Origin of the sequence: Rhodococcus sp. NCIMB 12038 (assembly GCF_002165735.1) — a bacterium.
Taxonomy (GTDB): Bacteria; Actinomycetota; Actinomycetes; order Mycobacteriales; family Mycobacteriaceae; genus Rhodococcus_F.
Map to the genome: position 1 here is coordinate 285,572 of NZ_NHML01000003.1, position 24,190 is coordinate 309,761.

The 24,190-nt window shown below is 68.4% G+C and carries 23 protein-coding genes; 12 read left to right on the forward strand and 11 right to left on the reverse strand.

Translation table 11 applies throughout. The features are described from left to right. Positions 1-52: 52 nt before the first annotated feature. On the reverse strand, positions 53-784 hold the full coding sequence (lexA, locus tag CA951_RS05100; RefSeq protein ID WP_087555809.1) for a transcriptional repressor LexA: 732 nt from the start codon (positions 782-784) through the stop codon (positions 53-55). A 281-nt stretch (positions 785-1,065) separates the two neighbouring features. On the opposite strand from lexA, the gene CA951_RS05105 reads away from it, so the two are divergent. Beyond that, positions 1,066-1,563, forward strand: coding sequence for a LysM peptidoglycan-binding domain-containing protein (locus tag CA951_RS05105; protein WP_087555810.1), 498 nt, complete (start codon positions 1,066-1,068; stop codon positions 1,561-1,563). A 180-nt stretch (positions 1,564-1,743) separates the two neighbouring features. Further along, on the forward strand, positions 1,744-2,208 hold the full coding sequence (nrdR, locus tag CA951_RS05110; protein WP_015890458.1) for a transcriptional regulator NrdR: 465 nt from the start codon (positions 1,744-1,746) through the stop codon (positions 2,206-2,208). Positions 2,209-2,245: 37 nt separating this feature from the next. On the opposite strand, the gene hrpA is transcribed toward nrdR, so the two are convergent. Beyond that, positions 2,246-6,133: an ATP-dependent RNA helicase HrpA gene (hrpA, locus tag CA951_RS05115; protein ID WP_087555811.1), complete on the reverse strand. Its 3,888-nt coding sequence runs from the start codon at positions 6,131-6,133 to the stop codon at positions 2,246-2,248. On the opposite strand from hrpA, the gene CA951_RS05120 reads away from it, so the two are divergent. Further along, positions 6,132-6,356 carry a hypothetical protein gene (locus tag CA951_RS05120; protein WP_256973338.1) on the forward strand — a complete coding sequence of 75 codons (225 nt, stop codon included), beginning with the start codon at positions 6,132-6,134 and terminating at the stop codon, positions 6,354-6,356. The two genes, hrpA and CA951_RS05120, sit on opposite strands and share 2 nt — an antisense overlap. Positions 6,357-6,589: 233 nt before the next feature. Next, complete coding sequence (locus CA951_RS05125; protein ID WP_087555812.1) at positions 6,590-7,669, forward strand: alpha/beta fold hydrolase; 1,080 nt, start codon at positions 6,590-6,592, stop codon at positions 7,667-7,669. Here CA951_RS05125 and CA951_RS05130 read toward each other — a convergent pair. Next, positions 7,631-8,014, reverse strand: a complete 384-nt coding sequence (locus CA951_RS05130) for a VOC family protein (protein ID WP_087555996.1) — start codon at positions 8,012-8,014, stop codon at positions 7,631-7,633. The genes CA951_RS05125 and CA951_RS05130 overlap by 39 nt on opposite strands. A gap of 154 nt (positions 8,015-8,168) precedes the next feature. Here CA951_RS05130 and CA951_RS05135 point away from each other — a divergent pair, with 154 nt between their 5' ends. Both CA951_RS05135 and CA951_RS05140 read left to right on the forward strand, forming a co-directional pair. Then, positions 8,169-9,533, forward strand: a complete 1,365-nt coding sequence (locus tag CA951_RS05135; protein ID WP_087555813.1) for an MFS transporter — start codon at positions 8,169-8,171, stop codon at positions 9,531-9,533. A gap of 68 nt (positions 9,534-9,601) precedes the next feature. Next, positions 9,602-10,828, forward strand: a complete 1,227-nt coding sequence (locus CA951_RS05140) for an aspartate aminotransferase family protein (RefSeq protein WP_087555814.1) — start codon at positions 9,602-9,604, stop codon at positions 10,826-10,828. Here the strand turns inward: CA951_RS05140 and CA951_RS05145 are convergent. After that, positions 10,783-11,094: a hypothetical protein gene (locus CA951_RS05145; RefSeq protein ID WP_087555815.1), complete on the reverse strand. Its 312-nt coding sequence runs from the start codon at positions 11,092-11,094 to the stop codon at positions 10,783-10,785. The two genes, CA951_RS05140 and CA951_RS05145, sit on opposite strands and share 46 nt — an antisense overlap. A gap of 18 nt (positions 11,095-11,112) precedes the next feature. Here CA951_RS05145 and CA951_RS05150 point away from each other — a divergent pair, with 18 nt between their 5' ends. Then, positions 11,113-11,829 (forward strand): hypothetical protein, encoded by a 717-nt coding sequence (locus CA951_RS05150; protein WP_087555816.1) that lies wholly within the window; start codon positions 11,113-11,115, stop codon positions 11,827-11,829. Here the strand turns inward: CA951_RS05150 and CA951_RS05155 are convergent. Further along, positions 11,815-12,495, reverse strand: a complete 681-nt coding sequence (locus CA951_RS05155; protein ID WP_087555817.1) for a PhzF family phenazine biosynthesis protein — start codon at positions 12,493-12,495, stop codon at positions 11,815-11,817. The genes CA951_RS05150 and CA951_RS05155 overlap by 15 nt on opposite strands. 88 nt (positions 12,496-12,583) lie before the next feature. On the opposite strand from CA951_RS05155, the gene CA951_RS05160 reads away from it, so the two are divergent. After that, complete coding sequence (locus tag CA951_RS05160; protein WP_087555818.1) at positions 12,584-13,507, forward strand: hydrogen peroxide-inducible genes activator; 924 nt, start codon at positions 12,584-12,586, stop codon at positions 13,505-13,507. 13 nt (positions 13,508-13,520) lie between these two features. Here CA951_RS05160 and CA951_RS05165 read toward each other — a convergent pair whose 3' ends face one another. Next, positions 13,521-14,282, reverse strand: coding sequence for a LysR family substrate-binding domain-containing protein (locus CA951_RS05165; RefSeq protein ID WP_087555819.1), 762 nt, complete (start codon positions 14,280-14,282; stop codon positions 13,521-13,523). A 58-nt stretch (positions 14,283-14,340) separates the two neighbouring features. On the opposite strand from CA951_RS05165, the gene CA951_RS05170 reads away from it, so the two are divergent. Continuing rightward, positions 14,341-14,745, forward strand: a complete 405-nt coding sequence (locus CA951_RS05170; protein ID WP_087555820.1) for a DUF5997 family protein — start codon at positions 14,341-14,343, stop codon at positions 14,743-14,745. 3 nt (positions 14,746-14,748) lie between these two features. Here the strand turns inward: CA951_RS05170 and CA951_RS05175 are convergent, their stop codons facing one another. From CA951_RS05175 to CA951_RS05185, 3 genes are all read right to left on the reverse strand, one after another. Then, on the reverse strand, positions 14,749-17,253 hold the full coding sequence (locus CA951_RS05175; RefSeq protein WP_087555821.1) for an RNA helicase: 2,505 nt from the start codon (positions 17,251-17,253) through the stop codon (positions 14,749-14,751). 40 nt (positions 17,254-17,293) lie between these two features. Next, positions 17,294-18,331: an alpha/beta fold hydrolase gene (locus CA951_RS05180; RefSeq protein WP_015890471.1), complete on the reverse strand. Its 1,038-nt coding sequence runs from the start codon at positions 18,329-18,331 to the stop codon at positions 17,294-17,296. Positions 18,332-18,476: 145 nt separating this feature from the next. Then, positions 18,477-19,445: a proteasome assembly chaperone family protein gene (locus tag CA951_RS05185; RefSeq protein WP_087555822.1), complete on the reverse strand. Its 969-nt coding sequence runs from the start codon at positions 19,443-19,445 to the stop codon at positions 18,477-18,479. A gap of 285 nt (positions 19,446-19,730) precedes the next feature. Here CA951_RS05185 and CA951_RS05190 point away from each other — a divergent pair, with 285 nt between their 5' ends. The 3 genes from CA951_RS05190 (at position 19,731) to CA951_RS05200 (ending at position 22,449) form a co-directional block, all read left to right on the forward strand. Further along, positions 19,731-20,357: an MBL fold metallo-hydrolase gene (locus CA951_RS05190; protein WP_087555823.1), complete on the forward strand. Its 627-nt coding sequence runs from the start codon at positions 19,731-19,733 to the stop codon at positions 20,355-20,357. A 117-nt stretch (positions 20,358-20,474) separates the two neighbouring features. After that, entirely contained in the window at positions 20,475-21,140 is a 666-nt protein-coding gene (locus CA951_RS05195; RefSeq protein WP_087555824.1) for a sensor domain-containing protein, read from the forward strand. A gap of 160 nt (positions 21,141-21,300) precedes the next feature. Beyond that, positions 21,301-22,449, forward strand: a complete 1,149-nt coding sequence (locus CA951_RS05200) for a DUF4192 domain-containing protein (protein WP_087555825.1) — start codon at positions 21,301-21,303, stop codon at positions 22,447-22,449. 7 nt (positions 22,450-22,456) lie between these two features. On the opposite strand, the gene galE is transcribed toward CA951_RS05200, so the two are convergent. After that, positions 22,457-23,449, reverse strand: coding sequence for a UDP-glucose 4-epimerase GalE (gene galE / locus CA951_RS05205; protein ID WP_087555826.1), 993 nt, complete (start codon positions 23,447-23,449; stop codon positions 22,457-22,459). Between the two features lie 3 nt (positions 23,450-23,452). Beyond that, on the reverse strand, positions 23,453-24,145 hold the full coding sequence (locus CA951_RS05210) for a metal-dependent transcriptional regulator (RefSeq protein WP_087555827.1): 693 nt from the start codon (positions 24,143-24,145) through the stop codon (positions 23,453-23,455). Between the last annotated feature and the right edge of the window lie 45 nt (positions 24,146-24,190).

A 24,190-nucleotide genomic window follows, 5' to 3' on the forward strand; every position in this document is an offset into this window, starting at 1 on the left:
CGCCGTGGGGCCCCACTCGTGTCTGCCGACGGCAGGATTGGATACGGCAGGTCTAGATCTTGCGCATGACGGTGACGACCTTGCCGAGAATGGCGGCGTCGTTGCCGGGGATCGGATCGAACAGCGGATTGTGCGGCATCAGCCACACCTCGTTGTCGGTGCGCTTGAACGTCTTGACGGTGGCTTCGCCGTCGATCATCGCTGCCACGATGTCGCCGTTGTCCGCCACGTTCTGCTGCCGGACCACCACCCAGTCGCCGTCACAGATCGCGGCGTCGATCATCGATTCGCCGACGACCTTGAGCAGGAACAGCGAACCCTGGCCCACGAGTTCACGGGGGAGAGGGAAGACGTCCTCGACGGCTTCCTCGGCGAGGATCGGGCCACCTGCGGCGATCCGGCCGAGGACGGGTACGAACGTGGGCTCCGGCAGGGTTGTGCTGTCGGTCCCGGACTTGACCGTGGCCAACCCGGCCGCGGCGCCGGCGTTCGCAGCGGCGCCCGCCGCGACCTCGTCGAGACCGCGCACGTCGACGGCGCGCGGACGGTTCGGGTCCCGGCGCAGGAAGCCCTTCCGCTCCAGCGTCCGCAACTGATGGGCGACGGACGACGTGGAGGTGAGCCCCACCGCGTCGCCGATCTCGCGGATGCTCGGCGGGTAACCGCGCTCGTTGACCGACGTGCGGATCACCTCGAGGACACGGCGCTGCCGGTCGGTCAACCCGGCGGCGGAGCCACCGCTCACACGTGGAGTCGAACCGTCGGTCGAGCTGTCGTCCTTCATGGCGAGGTGCCTCCGTCTGTGTGTCGATCTTCTCGGTATGGGTCGCATGTGACTGCTGTGCCGCGTGACACGAATCTATCCCGCTTTCCTCGGAGTTTCAAACATCTGTTCGACACGTGTCGCGAGAAGTAGAGACTTTGTCGGAGGGTCGTGGTAGAAATCGAACATGTGTTCTTTCGAACGCGTGATCGAACACTTGTCCCGGATCGAATCGACATCAAAGTTCGCCATCAATAGTCCGACATCAAAGTCCGACACGGATACGAGCAGCGGAGGTACCGATGAGCAACGCAGTTCTCCATCGGCAGGCAGTGCTGAACCGGCAGGCACTCGAGCGGGGTGTCGTCCGTTCCGGCGCCACGCGGTCGTACCGCACCGAACCGGGGCGCCGGCGCACCGACGGGGAGTTGCGCCGTCCGTCGTCCGGCGCCGTCGCGTACCGGCCCACCCACACCGGCATCTCCCGCGCCGACCACGAACGCGGAGCGAACGACGTGAGCTGGCGGACGGTGCTCGCCGGTGTCGTGATCACCGCCGGTGTGTTGTGCGGGCTGGCCGGAGTAGCGCAGCTCGCGACCGGCGGCAGTGTGAGCAATTCGGCGGCCACCGAGGTCGTGCAGGTGCAGCAGGGCGAGAGTCTGGCCGCGGTCGCTGCGCGGATCGCACCGGAAATGCCGGTGGCGCAGGTGATCGAGCGGATCATGGAGCTCAATGCCATGTCCAATTCGGCGCTGCACCCGGGCCAGAATCTGATCGTCCCGTCGTCCGCGACCCGATGACGGGGGTGGCTCTGCATGACTGTCCCGCCGGACGGCCGAGTAGTCTCGGAGGCTGTCAGTCCCACCACCGCGTGTGGTCGCGTCGAGATCGTGCATCCGCTGCGTGAATCCGTTTTCGTCGGTTCGCCATCGGGGGAGGCGAACAGTTGCGGCCACGACGGCTACGACGAAGGAATCGCCATGCACTGCCCGTTCTGCCGGCACCCCGATTCACGTGTGGTCGATTCGCGCGAAGCCGACGAGGGACAGGCCATCCGCCGTCGCCGCTCGTGCCCCGAGTGTGGTCGACGGTTCACCACCGTCGAGACCGCCGTCCTGTCGGTCGTCAAGCGCAGTGGGGTCACCGAACCGTTCAGCCGGGAGAAGGTGGTGCGGGGTGTCCGTCGCGCCTGCCAGGGCCGGCAGGTCGACAACGACGCACTGAATCTCCTTGCCCAGCAGGTCGAGGACGCGGTCCGCGCGTCGGGTTCCGCGGAGATCCCGAGCAACGAGGTGGGTCTCGCCATCCTCGGTCCGCTTCGTGACCTCGACGAGGTCGCGTATCTGCGTTTCGCGTCCGTGTACCGGTCGTTCAGCTCCGCAGAGGACTTCGCGCGCGAAATCAAAGAGCTACGCGAACACCGCGAATCCCGCGACGACGCCTGAGCCTGCGCGTCCGCGCATTTCTTGCTTCGCCCGCGCGTCAGCGCACCTTCTGCATAGCGCTCAGTACCCGCTTCTCGGACACCGGGACCGGTGTTCCGAGTGTTTGAGCGAACAGGCTGACGCGCAGTTCCTCGATCATCCAGTGGATCGCGTCGACCTCGGGTGAGTGCTGCCGTTCTTCCGGCAGGCCGGCGAGCATCCGTTCGTAGCCGGCGTACACCCGGTCGAGGGCATCCATCCCCTTCTGGTCGCGCGGTGCGCTCCCGGGCAGGGCTTCGAGTCGTGCGACGGCGGCCGCGAGGTAGCGGGGCAGTTCGCGGAGGCGGGTGGCGCCGATGTCGGCGACGAATCCGGGAAACAGCAGCGACTGCCGTTGTTCCCGCACGTCGTCGGCGGCCTCACCGGTGGCGCGTTCCAGCACGACTGCGAGCCGGTGGTCCGCTTCGAGGACCGGCGACACCAGTCGCACGAGTACCGCCACGTTCCGTGCCATCTCCGCACGCGCCTTCACCACCAGGGCGTCGAATTCCTGCGGTGTGCGCACGGGGGTGCCGTGGGCGGCGATCAACTGGTTCGCGGCGGCGGTGCGACAGTCGTCGATCAACGCGTCGAGGCTGCCGTCGGGGTTCTGCCCGAGCGCCAGCCGCTGTGCGTTGCCCAGACCGGACGTCACCGTCTTCGCCTGGGTGGGAACGGCGGCCAGCAGCAGCCGGCGCGTTCCGTCGCGCATCGCGGTTCGCTGGGCGGCGGCGGTGCTGAGGACGCGGACGGCGACACCGTCACCCTCCGGGACCAGGGCGGGGTAACCGGTGACCTTCTGCCCGCCGAGTTCGCGGGTGACGGTGGCCTCGAGGGAACCGAGGGTGGCGGGGGTCCACGTGAGTGCGGGCGGTCGCTCCGAGTTCGACGCCGCCTTCGCCACTTCCACCTGGACGCGGGGAGCGAGCGACTTGCGCAGCGACGCGAGGTCCTTGTCCCGGCCGAGGACGGCGCCCTTCTCGTCCACGGCGACGAACGTCATGCGCAGGTGGTCGGGAAGTGCGGTGACGTCGAAGTCCTTCGGGTCGATGCGGCAGGCACCGAGCCGCGACAGTTCGCGCGCCATCGCCGTGGTGAGCGGTTCGGAGCGGGGTTTCACCGCGGCCAGTGCGGCGGCCGCGAAGTCCGGTGCCGGAACCACCTGTCGGCGAAGGGTCTTCGGGAGCGTCTTGATCAGTGCGGTGACCAGTTCGACGCGCATGCCGGGGACCAGCCAGTCGAAGCCGACGGCGCGCAGCCCTGCGAGCAGCGCGATCGGGATGCGGGCGGAGACGCCGTCGTCTTCGTTCCCGGGCTCGAACTGGTAGGTGAGCGGGACCTGCATGTCGCCCTGACGCCACGCATCGGGGTATTCGCCGCCGAGTACCGCGGCCGAATCGGCGTTGACGACCGTCGACTGCGTGAACGTGAGCAGGTCCGGATTCGTGCGGCGGGCGACCTTCCACCACGAGTCGAAATGCCGGGCGGAGACCGCCTCCGGGCCGACGCGCTGGTCGTAGAAGTCGTAGAGAGTGTCGTCGTCGACGAGGATGTCGCGCCTGCGGGCGCGGTGCTCGAGTTCCTCGACGTCTTCGAGGAGTGCGCGGTTGGCGTGGAAGAACTTGTGCTGCGTCTGCCATTCGCCCTGCACCAGGGCATGGCGGATGAACAGGTCCCGGGACGTCTCGGGGTCGATGGTGCTGTAGGTCACCGCACGCCGGGCGACGAGGGGGATCCCGTACAGCGTCACGCGTTCGTAGGCCATGGCGGCGCCGCGTTTCGACGACCAGTGCGGTTCGGAGTACGTGCGTTTCACGAGGTGCGGCGCCAGCTTCTCGGCCCATTCGGGTTCGATCCTCGCCGACATCCGCGCCCACAGCCGGGACGTCTCGACCAGTTCGGCGGCCATCACCCATCGCGGCGGCTTCTTGAACAGGCTCGAACCGGGGAACACCGCGAATCGGCTTCCGCGGGCGCCGAGGAAGTCTCGTTTGTCACCCTCGCGCAGCCCGATGTGTGACAGCAGTCCGGCGAGCAGGGACTGGTGGATCGCCGCCTCGCCCGCCGGGGTGCCGGTGGTGTCCCAGCCGAGGCCCCGGGTGATCTGGCGGAGCTGACCGTGCAGGTCCTGCCATTCGCGGATCCGCAGCCAGTGCAGGAACTCGTTTCGGCACATCTTGCGGAACTGGTTGGACGACAACTCGTTCCGCTGCTCGCGCAGGTACTTCCACAGTTCGAGGTAGGCGAGGAAGTCGGAATTCTCCACGGCGAACCGGGCGTGCTTCTCGTCGGCCGCCTGCTGGTACTCGGCGGGACGTTCCCGCACGTCCTGGATGGAGAGGGCGGCGACGATCACGAGCACCTCGGACAGGCAGCCGTTCCGGTGTGCCTCGACGAGCATCCGCGCCATGCGCGGATCGACGGGGATCTGCGCGAGTTCCCGTCCGACCGGGGTGAGGACGGGCTGCTCGTTCTGGGCCTTCCGTTCGATCGCGCCGAGTTCCTCGAGCAGGCCGATGCCGTCGCGGACGGCCCGCGGGTCCGGCGGCTGCACGAACGGGAACGCGGCGACGTCGCCGAGGCCGAGCGCCGTCATCTGCAGGATGACGGACGCGAGGTTGGTGCGCAGGATCTCCGGCTCGGTGAACGCGGGCCTCGACTCGAAGTCCTCCTCGGAGTACAGGCGGATGCAGATGCCCTCGGCGACACGGCCGCAACGACCGGACCGCTGGCGGGCGGACGCCTGCGAGATCGGTTCGATCGGCAGGCGTTGCACCTTGGTGCGCACCGAGTAGCGGGAGATGCGGGCGGTGCCCGGGTCCACGACGTACCGGATGCCGGGCACGGTGAGCGAGGTCTCCGCGACGTTCGTCGACAGCACGACCCGCCGCCCGGTGTGCGGGGTGAACACCTTGTGCTGTTCCGCTGCCGACAGTCGCGCGTACAGGGGCACGATCTCGGTGCTTCGCAGTCTGCGGTCGCGGAGGGCGTCGGCGGTGTCGCGGATCTCCCGTTCGCCGGAGAGGAAGACGAGGATGTCGCCGTCGCCCTCGCCGGAGAGCTCTTCGACCGCCTCGCACACCGCGTCGACGGGGTCGCGGTCGAACGTCTGCTCGCCGACGTCCACCGTGAGCGGTCGATACCGCATCTCGACGGGGAACGTGCGCCCGGACACCTCGACGATCGGCGCGGGCACGCCGTCGGCGGCGAAGTGTTCCGCGAAGCGTTCCGGGTCGATCGTCGCCGACGTGATGATCACCTTCAGATCGGGCCTGCGGGGGAGCAGCTGGCGCAGGTATCCGAGGATGAAGTCGATGTTGAGGCTGCGTTCGTGCGCCTCGTCGATGATGAGGGTGTCGTACCGGCGGAGCATCCGGTCGCGCTGGATCTCGGCGAGCAGGATTCCGTCGGTCATCAGCTTCACCAGCGTGCCGTCCGACACCTGGTCGGTGAATCGCACGGTGTAGCCGACGGTCTCACCGAGTTCGCTGTGGAGTTCCTCGGCGATGCGCTCGGCGACCGTCCGCGCCGCGAGACGGCGGGGCTGGGTGTGTCCGATGAGACCGCGGACGCCGCGGCCGAGTTCGAGGCAGATCTTCGGGATCTGCGTCGTCTTGCCGGACCCCGTCTCGCCGGCCACGATGACGACCTGATTCTCGGCGATCGCCTTCGCGATGTCGTCGCGGCGCCGGCTGACCGGCAGTGCGTCGGGGTACTCGATGGCGGGAACGCTGTCGAGTCTCCGGGTGATGCGGCCGCGTGCGGCGTCGATCTCGTCGGACAGGGAGGCGAGGGCGTCGGGGGTGCGGGCACGGTCGAGTCGCCGGCGGAGCCGGTGTTCGTCGCGCAGAGTGAGTTCGCCGAGGCTGTTCTTCAGTTCCCGCCGGCTGGGTGCTGTGGTGGACATGCTGGACCCCAGCCTAGCCAACCCGGTGGATCACCCGGTGCCGCGCCCGCCCGTGTGCGAATATCGGCGGATGGACGCCGCCGTCGTCACGGAGCTGCGCGGTCGGAGGATCGTTCGGGTTCTGCGGGCGGTGTTCGCGGTCTACGGGCTGATCGCGTTGCTGTGGATTCCCCTCCGCAACGTCGGCAGCGACGACTTCTCGACGGCCGACTACCTCAGCTAGTTCACCATCGAGAGCAACATCCTCGCCGTCGTCGTCCTCCTGATCGGCGCGATCCGGGATCCGCAGTCGCGGCGCTGGTATCCGTTCCTGGACCCCCGCGATCAGGGGTACCTTCAGCTGGCCGTCACCGCGGTCGTGTTGTAGCCTCGCGCAGCCGATTCGTAGGCCGCGCTATCCTCCACACGACAGGCGTCCACGCGATCATCCGTGACTTCGGCAACGTCTGGGAGACTATGTTCGACGAGTTCGCAGGGGAGACCTTCGACCTGCTCACCCGCGACCGCGGCAGTGTCGTCGCCGCCGACGACGGGGTGCCCCTCGCGGTGCGCGAGGTGGGTCCGGCGTTCGCGCCGTTGACCGTGGTGTTCGTCCACGGATTCTGCAACCGGATGACGGGCTGGCACTTCCAGCGGGTTCAGCTCGAGGAGGCGTGGGGCTCGACGATCCGCATGGTGTTCTTCGACCTGCGGGGGCACGGCAACTCCGGAGTGCCGCGGCGGGACACGTGCACGATCCCGCATCTCGCGCAGGACATCGACGCAGTGATCCGGGCGCTGGTGCCGGAGGGGCCGATCGTGCTGGTCGGCCACTCGATGGGCGGTATGGCAGTCCTCTCGTACATCGGCCGGAATCCCGATCTGATCGGTTCCCGCATCGTCGGGGTGGGTCTGATCGCCACCGCTGCGGAGAAACTGGGTGACGTGGGGCTCGCGCGCACCCTCAACACGCCCGTCGTCGCCGGATTCAGCACCGCGGCCCGTCACCTGCCCCGGGTGGTCCAGAGCGGTCGCGGCGCGAGCAAGCGGGTGCTGGCGCCGATCCTGAGGTCGGCGTCGTTCGGTGACCGCACCATCAGCCCGGCGATCATGTGGCACTCCGAGCAGATGATCAACGACACATCCCTCAAGACGCTCGTCGACTTCCTGCCGTCGTTCAAGAATCACGACGAGACGGCCGCGGTGCCATTGCTCGCGCCGATCGAGACGCTCGTGGTGTGCGGCGACCGCGACCTGCTGACCCCGTTCCGGTATTCGAAGGCCATCGCCGGTCATCTGCCGGACGTAGAACTGGTGAAGGTGCCCGGCGCGGGACACATGGTGCAGCTGGAGCGCGCGCAGCTGGTCACGGACGCGATCGATCGTCTCCTGATCCGTTCCGTCGAAACCCTGCCCACACCGAGCGCCTGGAGCGAGTGGGTGCGGGTGGCCACGGACTACGTCGACCACGTGCGGCACTGGGTCGCCCACGGCGGGCCCGCCGCCTGGTGGCGGGGGCTACGCGGTGGTCCCGTCGCTGGACCCACGTTGCGGTAGCACGCAGAATTCGTTGTCCTCGGGGTCGGCGAGGACCACCCACGGCACCTTCGGGTCGTCGCCGAGCCTCCGGGCGCCGAGGGCGAGGAGCCGCTGCACCTCCTCGTCCCGGGTTCCGGACGACGGTGCGATGTCGAGGTGCAGGCGGTTCTTCCCGGTCTTCCGGTCGTCGACCGGCTGGAACACCAGGGTCGTGGACCCCGGCGCGCCCGCTTCGACGTACTCGCGCCCGTACGCGTCCGACCACCGGCGGGTCGACGGATAGCCCAGGGCCTCGCACCAGAATCGTGCCAGTGCCTCCGCGTCCCGGCAGTCGACGGCGATGGCGATGATTCGGCTGGTCATGGGTTGCGGATACCCGGGCGACGCGCAGCCGAGGCCCGCCGTCACGGCGCCGGCGGGCCTCGGCTGCGCGTCCGTAAATGGCAAACTCGCGACAACACGTGCCACTCGGGACACAATGAGGGAACGCGAAAACCGGCCCGAGGAGGCGGGATCTATGGCATCGGCGAATTCTTCAGACGAGCAGGAAACCCTCCCACCAGGTGTTCTCCGGCGCGCGATCGCGGCGTCGGCGATGGGCAACGCCACCGAATGGTTCGACTACGGCGTGTACGCGTTCACGGTGTCGTACATCTCGGCCGCGTTCTTCCCCGGCGACACCGGTTCGGCCACCCTCTACGCGCTGCTCGTGTTCGCGGTGTCCTTCGTTGTGCGACCGCTCGGCGGCCTGGTGTGGGGTCCGCTGGGTGACCGGCTCGGACGCCGTCAGGTTCTGGCGCTGACGATCATCCTGATGGCGGGCGCGACGTTCTGCGTCGGCCTCGTGCCGAGCTACGACGCCATCGGTTTCTGGGCGCCCCTGCTGCTGGTGCTGCTGCGCATGATCCAGGGCTTCTCGACCGGCGGCGAATACGGCGGCGCGGCAACGTTCATGGCCGAGTACTCGCCGGACCGCAAGCGCGGCTTCTGCGGAAGTTTCCTCGAGTTCGGCACCCTCGGCGGGTACGCGCTCGGCGCGATCGTGGTTCTGGTGGTGGAGTTGTTCTCCAGCGATCCTTTCATGTCCACCTGGGGCTGGCGTATCCCGTTCCTGATCGCCGGGCCGATGGGCTTGATCGGCCTCTACCTGCGGACCAAGCTCGAGGAGACACCCGTCTTCCGGGAACTGGATGCGGAAGGCGCGGTGGAGTCGGGGACGACCCACGAGTTCAAGGACCTGATCACCGAGTACTGGAAGCCGCTGCTGCTCCTCGGCGGACTCGTCATCGCGTTGAACGTCACCAACTACACCCTGCTCAGTTACATGCCGACGTATCTGGAGACACAGATCGGGCTGACGTCCACCGCGTCGCTGACCTTGTTCATCGTCGGGCAGATCGTGATGATGGCGGTCATTCCGTTCGCGGGCGGGTTGTCGGACCGGGTGGGCCGCAAGCCGTTGTGGTACGGCTCGCTGGTGGGTCTGATCGTGCTCGCCGTCCCCATGTACCTGCTGATGCGTCAGGGTTTCGGATGGGCGATCGTCGCCTTCGCGGTGCTCGGGTTGCTGTACGTCCTGCAGCTGTCCACGATCTCGGCGACGTTCCCGGCGATGTTCCCGACACACGTGCGGTTCGCGGGGTTCGCCATCGCGTACAACGTGTCGACGTCGCTGTTCGGTGGCACGGCCCCCGCCGTGAACGAACTGCTCATCGAATGGACCGGCAACACTCTCATGCCGGCGTTCTACATGATGGCCGCGTGCGGGATCGGTCTCGTCGCGCTGTACTTCGTGGCGGAGACCGCCGGCGCGTCCATCCGCGGTCGCGGGATCCCGGGCGTCGACACGGAGGCTCACCCCACCGCCCTCGCGCACAAGTGATGCGCCACGATCCTTCCCGGCGCTCCGTGGCATAGTCGGCTCGGGCGGGGTTTCACGAAGGGATCAGCATGGCGTCGGCACTGTGGCACGGATTCGCGGACATGGGCGCGGTGGAACAGAAGGGCGCCTTCGTGGTGTCCCGCGGCGAGGGCGCGTACATCTGGGACGATCGCGGCAACCGTTATCTCGACGCGACGGCGGGCCTGTGGTTCACCAACGTGGGGCACGGCCGCGCGGAGATCGCGGACGCCGTCGCGGAACAGTTGCGGACCGTGGCCCATTTCTCGAACTTCGGTGACTTCGTTCCCGAGACCACCGCGACGCTGGCCGATCGGCTCGCGACCATCGCCCCGGTGCCGGGCAGCAAGATCTTTCTCACCTCGGGTGGTTCGGACTCCGTGGACACGGCGGCCAAGCTCGCCCGCCGCTACTGGCACGAAATGGGTAAGCCGTCCAAGACGATCGTGGTCGGCCGTCAGAAGGCCTACCACGGGATGCACGTGGCGGGCACTGCGCTGGCGGGAATCCCCGCCAACCGCGAGGGCTACGGCGAGTTGATGCCCGACAGCGCCACCGTCGCGTGGAACGACGCCAAGGGCCTGCTCGAGCTGATCGAGAAGGTCGGCGCCGACACGATCGCCGCGTTCTTCTGCGAACCGGTCATCGGTGCGGGCGGCGTGTATCTGCCCCCGGAGGGCTACCTCGCGGAGGTCCGCGACATTTGCCGCGAGCACGACATCCTGTTCGTGGTCGACGAAGTGGTCACGGGATTCGGCCGCATCGGCGGCGAGTGGTTCGCGTCCACGCGATTCGACCTGCAGCCCGACATGATGACGACCGCGAAGGGCCTCACCTCCGGGTACGTCCCGATGGGTGCGGTGTTCATCGCCCCGCGGGTGGCCGAGCCGTTCTTCGCCGGCGGGGTGTGGTGGCGGCACGGCTACACCTACGGTGGGCATGCGGGTGCCGCCGCGGCCGCGCTCGCCAACCTCGACATCATCGAGCGCGAGAACCTGCTGGCAGAGTCGAAGCGGCTCGAATCCTCGTTGCACGAGCACCTCGCGCCCCTCGCCGACCACCCGCGGGTCGAGGAGGTACGCAGCGGTCTCGGTGCGGTCGCCGCCGTGCAGTTGGCCGATCCGGCGGAAGCGCTCCCGTTCGTGAACACGTTGCGTGAGTTCGGCATCTCGGGCCGCGCCGCCGGTCAGGGCGCCATGCAGATCTCGCCGTCGTTCGTGATGACGGACGATCAGGTCGCTGAGCTCGCGGACGGGTTCCGCCGGGCGCTGGGCTGATCCGGGCCGGCGCCCCGCCCGCGGAGGCGGTGCAGGGCGCCGGTGACCCGGTCCCGCCACGTCGGCGCCGACAGCGCGATCTCCTGCTGCCCGTCGTGCGCGGCGTAGGCCCGGGTGTAGCGCTCGTGCAGACGGGCCCGCACCTCGTCGGGCGTGTACGCCTTGCGTTGCCGATCGGCGCGGACCGCGACGACCCCGGTCGCGGCGACACCCACCACACCGGCGAGTCCGAGAAGTTTCCACCATTGCCTGCCACGGGGTCGCATCCTTCTAGGCTAGGGCCCATGGACGCGCCACGGCACACGGACGCACGACGACACGGTTCCACCATCGACCTCGACACCGCGGTCGACGTCACCCGCACCGGCGACATCTGGATCTTCCGCGGAGAATCCCCGGCCGACAGGGCCATCCAGACGCTGACGAACAGTCCGGTCAACCACGTCGGCATGTCGGTGGTGCTCGAGGACCTTCCGCCGCTGATGTGGCACGCCGAGCTCGGTCATTCGTTGCAGGACATGTGGACGGGCCGCTTCCAGCGTGGTGTGCAACTCCACGACCTGCGCGCCGCGGTCCAGGTATGGGGTGCGCGGTACGGGCAGCGGGGATGGCTGCGTCAGCTCGCCGAACCGGCGACGCCGCAGCAGGAGGACGCGTTGCTGCGGGCGATCGCGCGGCTCGACGGCACGCCGTTCCCGTCCACCGCGAAACTCGCGTCGCGGTGGTTCGGCGGGCGCCTGCCCGGGTCGCGCCGTCGCCGGGAGCAGTCGGCGAGCCTCGAAAGCGCCTATTGCGCAGAGGTGGTCGCGCAGACGTACGAGGAGATGGGTCTGATCAGCGGTCGCAGGCGCACCAACTGGTACGACCCCGGCAAGTTCTGGAGCGGTGACCGGCTTCCCCTCGCGCCCGGTGTGACGCTGGGCTGGGAGATCGAGGTGAGCCTGAGCGAGGCCGACCTCGCCGCGGGCCGGGGCAGGCGCCCGTCGTCAGAGGGTGCGTGACTTCTCGGGGTGTACCCGTCCGCCGACCTCGATCCAGCCGGCGGGGTCGTACGTGGTGCGCAGTTCGGACCCTTTGCCCTGGGTGATCAGGAGGGCGTGCCGCAGGTGCGCGGTGATCCGGACGGCAGCGGCTCCGGTGGCCTCGTCCTCGGTGATGCCCATGTCGGGGGCGAACATTCGCGACCGGATCGAATGCTCGACCTTGTCGGTCCACGCCCACAGGTAGTGGTGCCCGGCACCGAACTTCTTCGGGTCGGCGGCCTGAACCTCGCGCACGCTGCCCATCGGGTACAGCGAGAACTCCGGCGCCCACTCGGGCCGGGCCCGCACCCAGGTGATCGCGCCGGAACGCCGGGTGGCGACGGGGCCCGCGGGGACGTCGAGAGTCTTGACGGCGGCGCCGCGCTCGTGCAACCACCAGGACAGTCCGACGGTGGGATGTCCGGCGAAGGGCAGTTCGGTGGTCGGGGTGAAGATCTGGGCGCGCGCGTGCTCGTCGCCGGGCCCGGGAATGTCGACGAAGATCGTCTCGCTGTATCCGAGCGTGCGGGCGACGGACTGCCGATCCTCCGGCGGGACGGCCGAGGAGTCGACGATGCCGAGCGGATTGCCGTGGCGTCCTTTGTCGTCGGTGAACACGCGTACGACGTCTACGTGGATGGGCATTGACGCACCCTATCGCCCCCGGCGTTCCTGCATTGTGCAGGAACCCGTCCGACAGGCCGAGGCGATGGACGGCATTAGGCTGATAGGCATGGCCGATCAGAGTTATCAACCCACACTGTCGCAGCTGCGTGCGTTCGTGGCAGTCGCGGAGTACCGCCACTTCGGCACGGCGGCAGCACGATTGAGTGTGAGCCAACCCACACTGTCGCAGTCGCTGGCCGCACTGGAGAACGGGCTCGGTGTGCAGCTCATCGAGCGCAGCACCCGGCGCGTCCTCGTCACCGCGGCGGGGGAGCGGCTCCTCGGTCAGGCCAAGGTCATCCTCGAGGCCGCGGACGGTTTCGTCGCGACGGCCGCGGGTGTCGGCGACCGGTTGGCCGGCCCCCTGCGGATCGGACTCATTCCCACCGTCGCCCCTTACGTGCTGCCTGCTCTGCTGCCGGCGCTGCGCGAGGAGATGCCCGCACTGGAGCCGCAGGTCATCGAGGACCAGACGGCGCGACTCCTCGAGGCACTGCGTGTGGGCTCACTCGACGTCGCGGTGCTGGCCCTGCCGAGCGGTGTCGGCGGTCTCGTCGACATCCCCTTGTACACAGAAGATTTCGTGATGGTCGTCCCGGAGGGGCACCCGCTGGCCGGTCGCACCGACATCTCCCCGCCCATGCTGGACGAGCTTCCCCTCCTGCTGCTCGACGAGGGACACTGCCTGCGCGACCAGACCCTCGATCTGTGTCGCTCGGTGGACGCGCATCCGGTGGCGGGCGACACCCGCGCCACGTCGCTGTCGACGGTGGTGCAGTGCGTCGCCGGCGGACTCGGCGTGACCCTGGTGCCGGAATCCGCCGTCCAGGTGGAGACCGGACGGGGGCCGCTCGCGACCGCCCGCTTCGCCGCCCCCGCGCCCGGTCGCACGATCGGCCTCGTGTTCCGGTCGTCCAGTGCCCGCGCGGACGACTACGGGCAACTCGCGCGCCTGTTCACGAAGACGGCGCCGGTGGGCACCCCCGCCTGACGGGCGGAGAGTGTCAGGACCGCCGACGCGGTTTGCCCTTCTTGCCGCCTTTCGGTTTGCCGCCCTTGGCACCGGTGCCGGACCGCGGCGTCCGCGCCCCCGCGGCCGGCTTCTGGCGTGCGGCCGCCGCGGCGGGACGCTTCTTCTTCGGCTCGGCCGCCGGGGTGCGGCCCCGGGAACTGTTGACGGTGCGACCCCGGACGATGCCGATGAACTCCTCCACCAGTTCGGTGGTCTCGTCCTCGGGCCACGACAGCGCGATCCGCGACTCCGGGCCGTCCGACACGGTCCGGTAGACGAGGTCCTTGCGGTGGTGGAGCCGGGCGAGGGACTGCGGGACGACGAGCAGCCCGACCCCCGCGGCGACCAGTTCGATCGCGTCGGCCGTCGTGGCCGGACGGTCCGCGGCGGGCAGTCCCGGCACGCGGTCCCACACGAGGACGTCGTCGAGGGGGTGCTGGATGATCTCGTCGGCCAGATCCGCGATCGACACCTCGTCGACCGCCGCCACGACGTGATCCTTCGGTGCCACGACCACCGGGATCTCGGTGTACAGGGGGATCGCACTGAGACCGGTCCGGTCGATCGGCAGCCGCACCAGGCCCACGTCCGCACTCCGGCCCCGCAGCTGATCGGGTGCGTCCGCGGCGGACACCGGGACGAGCGTGAGGGGGACGTCGGGAAGCCGTTCGGCCCAGATCCGAACCCACTTGGTGGGGGTCACGCCCGGGACATACGCGAGCCGGAAGGGAGGGGATGCATCCGCGTCTGTCACTCCGCCAGGCTACCGGGCGTGGTCAACGGCACCGCACACGCTCGTTACTCTTGACATCATGACGTCGCACAAGAGCCCTCAGACTATGAAGCCCGCCACCGCGGCGAAGAAGCTGGGTGTGTACCTCGAGGCCACCCCCGCGGAGTTCCAGGAGGGTGTCGTCTCCCGCGACGAGCTCGGCGCACTGCAGAGCGACCCGCCGGAGTGGCTGCTCGAGCTGCGCCGCAACGGCCCGCACCCGCGTCCCGTGGTCGCGGCGAAGCTGGGGGTGTCCATCGCGGGCCTCGCGCGCGGCGGCATCACCGACGCGCTCACCACCGAGCAGATCGACGCCCTCATGGCGGATCGCCCCGAGTGGCTGCAGCAGGAACGCGCCACCCAGGCCGAGGTCCGCAAGGAGACCGTGCGCATCAAGGAGAAGAACGCGGCCCGGCGTGATCAGCCCCGCCGGCCGCGTTCCTGACCGCTACCCCTCGACGATGCTGAGCTCGTCGAAGATCACTTCACCGGCCGCGTCGGACTCGGGGAGGTCCACCACCGCCGTCAACGCCCACCCGTGATCACCCTGCGGGTCCTCGAGGACCTGCCGGACCCGCCACAGCTCGGGCGCGGTCTCCACCTGGAACAACTGGGGGCCGCGCGCCGAGGGGCCGGTGCCGAGGGAGTCGTATTCGTCGAAGTACGGCTGGAGCTGGTCCTCCCACTCCTCCGCGTCGATGCCGTCGTCCAGCCCCTCCAGTTCGGCCCACCGCCGCCGCGACGCAAGGTCGATACGCCGGAACATGGCATTGCGCACCATCACCCGGAATGCCCGCGTGTTCGCGGAGATCGGGCGCGGCACGTCGGCGCCGAACGCGACCTGCTGGTCGTCACCCTCGGCGCCGGGGTCGGTGAGTGATTCCCATTCGTCGAGCAGGCTCGAATCGACCTGGCGGATCAGCTCACCCAGCCACTCGATGAGGTCGTCGAGTTCCTCCGTCCGGGCCTCGGTCGGAACGGTCTGGCGCAGTGCGCGATACGCGTCCGCGAGATACCGCAGGACGAGCCCTTCCGAACGGGCCAGACCGTAGTGGCTGACCATTTCGGCGAACGTCATGGCCCGCTCGACCATGTCCCGCACGACCGACTTGGGCGACAGCGCGAACTCCGTGATCCACGGATGCCCACCCCGGTACATCTCGAACGCCGGGAACAACAGGTCCGCGAGAGGCTTGGGCCAGGTGACCTCCTCGAGCAACTCCATACGTTCCTCGTATTCGATCCCGTCGGCCTTCATCTGCGAGACCGCCTCGCCGCGCGCGAAGTGCTGCTGCGCCATGAGCACCTGCCGCGGGTCGTCGAGGGTCGACTCGATCACCGACACCACATCCAGTGCATAGGAATCGGATTCGACGTCGAGGAGTTCGAGCGCGGCCAGCGCGAACGGCGACAGCGGCTGGTTGAGGGCGAAGTCACGCTGGAGTTCCATCGTGAGCCGGGCCATGCGGCCGTCGGCGTCGGGTTCGTCGAGTCGCTGCACCACGCCGGCGTCGATCAGCCCCCGATACAGCGAGAGCGCCTTGAGGATGTGCTTGCGCTGCGCCGGCCGCGGCTCGTGGTTGTCCTCGAGGAGGTGCCGCATGGACTCGAAGCAGTTGCCCGGTCGTGCGATGACGTTGAGCAGCATCGAGTTCGACACGGAGAACCTCGAGACGAGCGGCTCCGGCGATGCGGCGACGAGGCGATCGAACGTGGCCTCCCCCCACGACACGAATCCGTCCGGCGCCTTCTTGCGCTGCACCTTCCGGCGCTTCTTCGGATCGTCGCCCGCCTTGGCCAGTGCCCGCAGATTCTCGACCTCGTGCTCGGGGGCCTGCACCACCACGGTGCCCAGGGTGTCGTAGCCGGCGCGTCCCGCGCGGCCCGCGATCTGGTGGAACTCGCGGGCCCGCAGGTGCCGCGTGCGGGTGCCGTCGAACTTGGTCAGCCCGGTCAGCAGCACGGTGCGGATGGGAACGTTGATCCCCACGCCGAGCGTGTCGGTGCCGCAGATGACCTTCAGGAGACCGTCCTGCGCCAGTTTCTCGATGAGGCGCCGGTACTTCGGCAGCATGCCCGCGTGGTGGACGCCGATCCCGTGCCGGACCAGGCGCGAGAGCGTCTTGCCGAAACCGGTGGTGAACCGGAAACCGCCGATGGCGTCGGCGATGGCGTCCTTCTCCTCGCGCGAACAGAAGTTGACACTCGTCAGGGCCTGCGCGCGTTCCAGGGCGGCGGCCTGGGTGAAGTGGACGACGTACACCGGAGCCTGATTGGTGGTCACCAGTTCCTCGATCGTCTCGCTCACCGGTGTCGTCGCGTACGAGAACATCAGCGGAACGGGACGCTCGGTGCCCGCCACGACGGTGGTGGGCCGCCCGGTCCGGCGGGTGAGGTCGGTCGAGAAGAAGTCGACCTCCCCGAGGGTGGCCGACATGAGCAGGAACTGGGCGTGGGGGAGTTCGACGAGGGGGACCTGCCACGCCCAGCCGCGATCGGGTTCGGAGTAGAAGTGGAACTCGTCCATCACGACCTGGCCGATGTCGGAGTCGGGGCCCTCGCGCAGCGCGAGATTCGCGACGATCTCGGCGGTCGCGCAGATGATCGGTGCCCGCGAGTTGACGGCGGCGTCGCCGGTCATCATGCCGACGTTCTCGGCGCCGAACACCTCGCACAGGGCGAAGAACTTCTCGCTGACAAGGGCTTTGATCGGGGCCGTGTAGAAGGTGCGCTTGCCGGTGGCCATGGCGTAGAAGTGGGCGCCGACCGCCACCATCGACTTACCGGATCCGGTGGGCGTCGCCAGGATCACATTGGCCCCGGACACCAGCTCCATGACGGATTCTTCCTGGGCGGGATAGAGCGTCAGTCCCCGCTCTTCGGTCCAGGAGGTGAAGGCGTCGAAAACGGAATCGGAATCCGCGTTCTCGGGGAGCAGGTCGGAGAGAAGCACTGCTACAGGCTAGCCGGACGGCCGTGCGCCGTTGCCGGGCCTATGTCGCGCTACGTTCGTCCGATCCCATCGCGTCGAGAACCGCCATGCGGGTGGACGCGCTGCCGGTGATGGTGCTCTCACCGACGCCGGTGACGAGCATCTGCCGCCACTTCGCTTCGTCGAACTGCAGGGGATGGGTGCCGGACAGGAACTTCTCGATGGTGCGCAGGAACCGCATCGGGTCGTCGCGGAACGGGAAATGTCCTGCGCCGCGGAAGATCTCGAGGTGAGATCCGGGCATCGCCGCGTGCGCGAGGTGGGCGTGGCTCACCGGAATGACGGCGTCCTGATCGCCCCAGATGAGCTGCACCGGGAGGTTCTCGGTCAGATAACATCGGTCGAGCATCGTGACGACCTGCCCGCGCCAGTCGACGACCGCGCGGAGGGTACGCAGGTACGCCTCGTACGCGGTGGGGTCGTACAGCTCCGCGAGCACCCGCACCAGGTCGGGAGTGTCGTGGAGCATCGCCCCGGGGCGCAGGCGCGTGCCGTTCAGCTGACTCAGCACGTTCCCCACCAGTCGCACGGTGGGCATCGCGCCGGGAATGCGCAGCAGTTTCAGGGCCTCGTTGACCACCGGGACGGACGCGAGCCGCAGCAGCGGGTGGACGTCCTTGGTGACGCCGCCTGCCGATACCAGGACGAGGCGGTCGACCATCTGCGGGAACTGGTAGGAGAACTGCATGGCGACGCCGCCGCCGAGCGAGTGACCGACGACGGTGACCTTGTCGATGCCCAGGGTGGACAGCAGGTCGCGCATGCCGTTGGCGTACGCCGCGACCGAGTAGTCGGCCCGCGGCTTGTCGGAGCGTCCGTGCCCCAGCAGGTCGGGGGCGATGACGGTGTAGTTCTTGGCGAGATGCGGGATGATCTCGGTCCACGTGGACGAGTTGTCGCCGATGCCGTGGATCAGCAGCAGTGCCGGACCCTCACCCGCCATGCGGAACGCGCGACGGTAGCCGTGGATCGTGCGGAACATCATACGGGTTTCGGCGTTCGGAACAGGCCTGAGCTTACGAATGCGGTTGTCGCTCATGTCGCCTCCTGAACTAGGTGCATTTCCCGAATGTTGACAGCTCAATCATCCGCTTGGTCTCGACGCTATTGCACCGGTCCCGGCCGAACAACTGGACCGTGCGGTCGCACAGTGCCGAGAGGGCGACCGCACAACCGCTACCCGATCAGGCCCCGCTCTGTGATCCCCCCTCCTCCTCGGAGTTGCCGCCTTCACCGTCCTGCAGCGCCTGTTCGGCGAGGAAACGCTCGAATTCCGCACCGAGTTCGTCGCCACTCGGCAGGTCTTCCTCGCTGGCCAGGAGCGTGGACTGCTGCTCTTGAGCCGTTACGTAGGCATCGTACTGACGTTCCAGGGCGTGGACGACGGTTTGTACCTCGTCGTTACCTGCGATGTGCTCGTCGACCTGTTCGCGGACGCGGGCGGCGGCCTCGCCGAGCGCGGCCAGCGGCAGATCCAGGTCGGTGACGTCACTCACATTCTCCAGCAGGGTTTCCGCCGCCCCCGGATAGTCCGTCTGCGCCAGGTAGTGGGGAACGTGAACCGAGAATCCGACCGACTCGTGCCCGTGCTGCGCCATCCGCAACTCGATCAGCGAGGACGCGCTGCCCGGCACCTGCAATTCACCCGACCAGCGCTGGTGGTCCTTGATCAGGTCCTTGTTGGTGGAATGCGCGGTCACGCCGAGCGGACGGGTGTGCGGGATGGCCATCGGGATGGCGTTGATGCCCACGGTCCGGCGCACACCGAGCTGCTCGGCCAGCAGGCGCACCGCCGTCGTGAACCGCTCCCAGCGCAGATCGGGCTCCATGCCGGCCAGCAGCAGGAACGGGGTACCCGCCGTGTCCTTCAGCGCATACAGGTTCAGCTCGGGCTGGTCGTATTCCGAGAAGTGATCGGCCTTGAACGTCATCGTGGGCCGACGGGAGCGGTAGTCCACGAGCTCGTCGACCGCGAAGGACGCGACGAGTTCGCTCTCGAGACTCTCACGGAGATGCGTCGTGGCGAGTTTGACGGCGTGGCCTGCGTCGGAGAAGCCCTCGAGTCCATGGATCAGCACGGGTCCCTGCCCGTCCGCGGAGGACAGCTGCGGTGCCGGGAACTCCAGCTCGTACATCTTCGACTGTTCGTCCATTACAGACCTCTTCTCCTTCGTGCCTGGCCTCCAGTGTCCCCTATCGTCTCCGGCATCGATACGTCGGACTTTGCTCTCGGAGGCCCTGCTCTGGGGGAACACGCCACGCGCGACCGATAATTCCCGCCGGACCGCCTCCGGTGTTCGCCCACAGCGAGATCCCGCGCACGGTCTGTGGCAGTGTGAGGAACGGCACGATCCGAGACGGATGACCCTGGAGGTGCGCATGTCGACACGGGTGCGAGCGATACGGGTGCGAGCGATACGGCGATCGGAGGCCGGGTCGTGAGCGCGCGCATCGACCGGGTGGTCACGTCGGGCACCTTCAGTCTCGACGGCGGCACCTGGGACGTCGACAACAACGTGTGGATCGTCGGTGACGACGCCGAAGTCGTGGTGATCGACGCAGCTCATACCGCCGCCCCGATCGTCGAGGCCGTCGGCGGCAGGCGCGTCCGGGCGATCGTCTGCACACACGGTCACAACGACCACGTCACCGTGGCTCCCGAACTGTCCGCGGCACTGGACGCCCCGCTCTTCCTCCATGCCGCCGACGACGTGTTGTGGCAGCAGACGCACCCCGCCGTCGCCTACACGCCGATCGAGGACGGGCAGGAGATCGCGGTGGCCGGGACCGACCTCCGCGTGCTCCACACGCCCGGGCATTCTCCCGGTTCCTGCTGCCTGTATCTGCCCGAGGCGGGGGAGTTGTTCAGCGGCGACACCCTGTTCTCGGGCGGTCCGGGAGCCACCGGGCGCTCCTACTCGGACTTCCCGACGATCATCGGATCCATTCGCGATCGCCTGTTCGCGCTGCCGGCGTCGACGACGGTCCGCACCGGGCACGGCGACGGCACCACCATCGGCACCGAAGCCCCGCATCTGGAGGAATGGATCGCCCGCGGCAGCTGAGCCGCAGCCTCCCCGCCGTCGGTGCGTCGACGTGGCAGAGTGGCGGAAGGGCACATCCGACACGGGAGGACCACGGTGACATCTCGGCGCACAGCGGTACGGACAGCCGTCGCCCCGGTGGCCGCGCTGGCCGCAGCGGCGATTCTCGCCGGGTGTACCTCGACCGTCTCCGGTGAACCGCAGCCGAGCACCACCATCGCGGCGGGTGCGCCGTCCGGAAAGGGACTGTCGAAGCTCCTGCTCGATCCGGCCGACTTCCCCGCCCCGTACGAGGCGATCGTGCTGCCCGCCCAGGCCGTGTCGATGGCGGCGCCCGACCTGACGGGGGTTCCACAGGGCGCGGTGGTCGACCCCACGGACTGTGCGCCTCCTGCGCAGGACTACGGACCGACCGCCACGGTCATGGCGGTCGGTACCGACAATGCGAGCCGTTCGACGATCTCGGTCGAGCTCACCAGGACCGATACACCCCTCGACGACCTGGCGGAACAAACGAAGACGTGCGGTGAGGTCACCGTGACGGACAGCGGGGCCGAGTCCACCGTCATCACCGAGATCACTCCGCCCCCTCCCGTCCGGGCGGACGACACCCTCGCGCTCCGGCGGACCGTCAAATCCGGCACCGGGAGCGAACAGGTCACCCAGTCGATGGTGACGCTGATCGCGCAGGTGGGCGACGTGCGGGTGTCCGCGACCTTCATGTCGTTCGGCGAGGCGAAGGCCGATACCGTCGCACTCGACGAAGTGTTCACCGCCGCCGTGCAGAAGGTGCAGAACAGCTGAGCAGGCCCTAGCACAGGGCTCCGACGACTTCTCGGCCGAACGGCGCGTCCGCGCGGCGCGGCGGCCGGGTTGTCCACAACCCGTCGCCCATCCACAGCCCTCTGCGTTTCCCCAGTTCGCCCGCCGACCCCCGCGACGTCGACCCGACAGAGTCTGGGGCATGACGACACCCGCATTCCCCCACGGTTCCGGCTTCTCCGACGATCCCGGCGGGGAACCGCCCCCGCAGCAGCACACGGTCACGCTGTCCGCTCCGGACGACCTCCTCGCCTCGATTCCCGCACTGCTCGGATTCCGGCCGGCCCGGTCGATCGTGGCGGTGTGCCTGACCGGGAAGCGCAACTCGTCGGTCGGCGCCGTCATGAGACACGACCTGGTCCTCGGAGGAGCCGCAGGGCCGACCCCGACGATGTGCGCGGCGCTCGGCCAGTTCGCCACCGTCTGTGAGCGCGACCGCGCCGGCGGGGTGATCCTGGTTCTCGTCGACGACCGCTTCACCGGCCCGGCCGCGCTCTGCCTCGACGAAATGTCCGCGATCGTCGAAGAATTCGAGGAGCTCCTCGAATTCACGCCGACCGGCCTTCTCGACGTCTTCGTCACGGCGGAGATCGCCTCGGGCGGTGCATGGTTCAGCTTCTTCGGCGGCAATTACGGCATCCAGTCCGATCCGGCGGCGTCCCGCGTCGCGCTCGCACGGGTCCTCGAGGGCAAGCCCATCCGCGCCTCGCGCGAGGAGATGGAGGCCACGATCGAGGTGGGGCCGGTGCTCGAACGGATGCAGATTGCCGCCCTCATCGAACGTGGCCGCCCATCGTCGCTTCTGCGAAGGGAACTGGCCGAACGGTCGTCCATGCCGGAGCGCTGCCACCGGCTCGAGCTCGAACTGGTGCTGACACACGTGGCACGGGTGTCGTCCGGTGAGAGGCTCCTCGCGCCGGAGTACGCGGAACTCGCCCTCGCACTGGACAATGTCACCGTCCGGGACAGCGTTCTCGCGCTCGCCGTCGGCCCGTATGCCGACGATGCCGAGCAACTCTGGATTCTCCTGGCCCGCAACCTCCCCGACCCGGAACGCGCGAACCCGGCGGCGCTGCTCGGCTACAGCGCCTACCTGCGGGGAGACGGACCGTTCGCGGGCATCGCGCTGGCCGCCGCCCTGGACTCGGAGCCGGGGCACAGGCTGGCCACCCTGCTGGACGGTGCACTGCACAGCGGAATGCGGCCTGGCGAGGTGCGGGGACTGGCCGACGTCGGTTACGAACACGCGAGCGCGGTCGGTGTCGTGCTGCCCCCGCCCCTCGCCGGCTGAGCCGGCGTCAGCGACGTGCCGCGTGCGACCGGTCGCCCAACTCCTGCAGGTAGGCCCAGGCGTCGGCAACGATCTCGTCGAGGTCCGTGTGCTCCGGCCTCCACCCGAGTTCGGCGATCGCACGATCACTCGACGCGACGAGCACGGCGGGATCGCCGGCCCGGCGCGGTGCGTCCTCGACCGCGATGGGGAGCCCGGTGACCCGCGCGCACGCCGAGATGACTTCGCGCACACTGAAACCCGCGCCGCTTCCGAGGTTGTAGATGCGGTGCCTGCCCTCGATCGACGACTCCAGTGCCAGCACGTGTGCCTCGGCGAGGTCGAGTACATGGATGTAGTCGCGGATCGCCGTTCCGTCCGGAGTCGGCCAGTCGGTTCCGAAGATCGAGATCTTCTCCCGCTGGCCGAGCGCCACCTGGAGCACGAGAGGAATCAAATGCGTTTCGACGACCCGGTTCTCGCCGGCCGACTTGTACGCTCCCGCGACGTTGAAATACCGCAGGCTGGTCGCCGCAAACGAATGCGCCACCGAGTACGAGGTGATGGCATGGTCGATCGCGAGTTTCGTCGCCCCGTACGGATTGGTGGGACGCGTCGGATCGGCCTCCGTGATCGGCGAGTGCTCGGGCTCGCCGTACGTCGCGGCCGTCGACGAGAACACGAGTTTCTGCGTCCCCGAATGCCGCATTGCCTCCAGGAGTTCGAGCGTGGTGACGACGTTGCCGCGCCAGTACTTCTCCGGGTGCTCGACGGATTCGCCGACAAGCGACTGCGCCGCGAAGTGCAGGACCCCGTCGAACCGCGGAGTGCCGGTCGTGCCGAGCACGTCCGTCACCACCTCCGCGACGTCACCCTCGATGAACTCGGCGCCGAGCGGCACCGCGTCGGCATTACCCGTCGACAGGTCGTCGATGACGACGACCTCGTGTCCTCGTTCGAGCAGGACCGTACTGCAGACGCTGCCGACATAGCCGGCGCCGCCGGTGACCAGAAGTTTCATCGACTATCCCTGAACCTGCTTCACCTGGACGGCGTGCGCCATCTCCTCGGACAGATCGAACCCGGTGTGGCCGGGCACCGTGATCGTGACCGACCCGGGCTTCGTCTCGACGGTGACACGCGCGTCCGGTACGACGCCCGCCTCACGCAACTGCCCGATGACGTCCGGATCCGATTGCACGTGCTCGGCGAGACGGCGGACGACGACCGCGGTCGGCTTGCCGGGCGGCACGTCCGTGAGGCGGATAAGCGTCTCCGGGGGGTCGACCGGGCGATCGAGTCCGAGCAGCGCGAGTCCCGGAATCGGGTTTCCGTACGGCGAGGTGGTGGGGTTGTTGAGCACCTCCACCAGGCGCCGCTCCACTTCTTCGCTCATGACGTGCTCCCACCGGCACGCCTCCGCGTGAACATCTTCCCACCGGAGTCCGATGACGTCCACGAGGAGTCGTTCGGCCAGGCGGTGCTTCCGCATCACGGACACCGCGAGTTCGCGGCCCTTCTCCGTCAGTTCCAGGTGGCGGTCGCCAGCGACCAGGAGAAGGCCGTCCCGTTCCATCCGGGCGACGGTCTGGCTGACCGTCGGGCCGCTCTGCTCGAGTCGTTCGGCAATACGTGCTCGAAGTGGGACGACGCCCTCTTCTTCCAAGTCATAGATCGTCCGGAGGTACATCTCCGTGGTGTCGACCAGATCCTTCACACTCACACCCCTTCGTCTCGGTTGATTCTACCGGTGATTGCCCGG

What these genes read in the sequence shown, in the direction of transcription:
- lexA (WP_087555809.1), bottom strand. Translation starts at nt 784, where the DNA reads ATGAAGGACGACAGCTCGACCGACGGTTCGACTCCACGTGTGAGCGGT.
- CA951_RS05105 (WP_087555810.1), top strand. Translation starts at nt 1,066, where the DNA reads ATGAGCAACGCAGTTCTCCATCGGCAGGCAGTGCTGAACCGGCAGGCA.
- nrdR (WP_015890458.1), top strand. Translation starts at nt 1,744, where the DNA reads ATGCACTGCCCGTTCTGCCGGCACCCCGATTCACGTGTGGTCGATTCG.
- CA951_RS05120 (WP_256973338.1), top strand. Translation starts at nt 6,132, where the DNA reads ATGCTGGACCCCAGCCTAGCCAACCCGGTGGATCACCCGGTGCCGCGC.
- hrpA (WP_087555811.1), bottom strand. Translation starts at nt 6,133, where the DNA reads ATGTCCACCACAGCACCCAGCCGGCGGGAACTGAAGAACAGCCTCGGC.
- CA951_RS05125 (WP_087555812.1), top strand. Translation starts at nt 6,590, where the DNA reads ATGTTCGACGAGTTCGCAGGGGAGACCTTCGACCTGCTCACCCGCGAC.
- CA951_RS05130 (WP_087555996.1), bottom strand. Translation starts at nt 8,014, where the DNA reads ATGACCAGCCGAATCATCGCCATCGCCGTCGACTGCCGGGACGCGGAG.
- CA951_RS05135 (WP_087555813.1), top strand. Translation starts at nt 8,169, where the DNA reads ATGGCATCGGCGAATTCTTCAGACGAGCAGGAAACCCTCCCACCAGGT.
- CA951_RS05140 (WP_087555814.1), top strand. Translation starts at nt 9,602, where the DNA reads ATGGCGTCGGCACTGTGGCACGGATTCGCGGACATGGGCGCGGTGGAA.
- CA951_RS05145 (WP_087555815.1), bottom strand. Translation starts at nt 11,094, where the DNA reads ATGCGACCCCGTGGCAGGCAATGGTGGAAACTTCTCGGACTCGCCGGT.
- CA951_RS05150 (WP_087555816.1), top strand. Translation starts at nt 11,113, where the DNA reads ATGGACGCGCCACGGCACACGGACGCACGACGACACGGTTCCACCATC.
- CA951_RS05155 (WP_087555817.1), bottom strand. Translation starts at nt 12,495, where the DNA reads ATGCCCATCCACGTAGACGTCGTACGCGTGTTCACCGACGACAAAGGA.
- CA951_RS05160 (WP_087555818.1), top strand. Translation starts at nt 12,584, where the DNA reads ATGGCCGATCAGAGTTATCAACCCACACTGTCGCAGCTGCGTGCGTTC.
- CA951_RS05170 (WP_087555820.1), top strand. Translation starts at nt 14,341, where the DNA reads ATGACGTCGCACAAGAGCCCTCAGACTATGAAGCCCGCCACCGCGGCG.
- CA951_RS05180 (WP_015890471.1), bottom strand. Translation starts at nt 18,331, where the DNA reads ATGAGCGACAACCGCATTCGTAAGCTCAGGCCTGTTCCGAACGCCGAA.
- CA951_RS05185 (WP_087555822.1), bottom strand. Translation starts at nt 19,445, where the DNA reads ATGGACGAACAGTCGAAGATGTACGAGCTGGAGTTCCCGGCACCGCAG.
- CA951_RS05200 (WP_087555825.1), top strand. Translation starts at nt 21,301, where the DNA reads ATGACGACACCCGCATTCCCCCACGGTTCCGGCTTCTCCGACGATCCC.
- galE (WP_087555826.1), bottom strand. Translation starts at nt 23,449, where the DNA reads ATGAAACTTCTGGTCACCGGCGGCGCCGGCTATGTCGGCAGCGTCTGC.